This window comes from Streptomyces sp. CB01881 (genome assembly GCF_002953255.1).
Lineage (GTDB): Bacteria > Actinomycetota > Actinomycetes > Streptomycetales > Streptomycetaceae > Kitasatospora.
Map to the genome: position 1 here is coordinate 10,910,099 of NZ_CP026498.1, position 771 is coordinate 10,910,869.

1 protein-coding gene and 1 pseudogene are annotated in these 771 nt (G+C 73.7%); both read right to left on the reverse strand.

All coding sequences use genetic code 11. From position 1 onward, the window contains the following. A pseudogene (locus C2142_RS41210) lies at window positions 1-179 on the reverse strand (universal stress protein); the annotation flags it as partial. 4 nt (window positions 180-183) lie between these two features. Next, a partial coding sequence (locus C2142_RS36955) for an ArsB/NhaD family transporter (protein ID WP_277347305.1) occupies window positions 184-771 on the reverse strand: 588 nt, incomplete at its 5' end.

Consider the following 771-nt stretch of genomic DNA (forward strand, 5'->3'; position numbering starts at 1 on the left):
GGATCCCGCTCCCGGTGGCCGCGCCCGAGCAGACCGGCGAAGGCGCCGTGCGCGACGCCCGGGACCTCCTGGCCGCTGACGTGGAGCAGGATGATCTCCGCGCCCTGCGGTGCGTGGATGCGGGCCGCATCGACGCAGGCGGGCCAGGTGCCTTCGGTGATCCAGACGACGACGGTCACGGGCTCATCCTCCGATGATCTGCAGTGACCCCCACAGTGCCACCACCGCCAGTGCCAGCGCGGCGGGCACGACAAGCAGTCCGAGGAGGGTGAACTCGCCGAGGCCGATGTCGGTGTCGTGTTCGCGGACGATGCGCCGCCACAACAGGGTGGCCAGGGACCCGGCATAGGTGAGGTTGGGGCCGATGTTGACCCCGAGCAGTACCGCCAGGACCGCTCCGGAGCCGGACGGGACGGCCAGCGGGAGGAGGACGAGGACGGCGGGCAGGTTGTTGATGACGTTCGCCAGGACGGCCGCCAGCGCCGCCGTGCCGAGCAGCGCGGGCAGCGAGGTGCCGTGGGGGACGAGGTCCCCGAGCGCGGAGGACAGCCCGTTGTCGACGACGGCCCTCACCACGATGCCCAGCGCCAGGACGAAGGCCAGGAACGGCACGGCGGCCGAGCGAACGATCGCGACCGGGGCGGTGCGGCGGCGGGCGAGGGCCCGGGCGGCGAGCGCGAGCGCGCCGGCCAGGGCCGCCCAGGCCGGATCGACGCCGACGATCGAGGTGAGGACGAATCCGGCGAGCGTGCAGGCGACGGTGACGAGGGC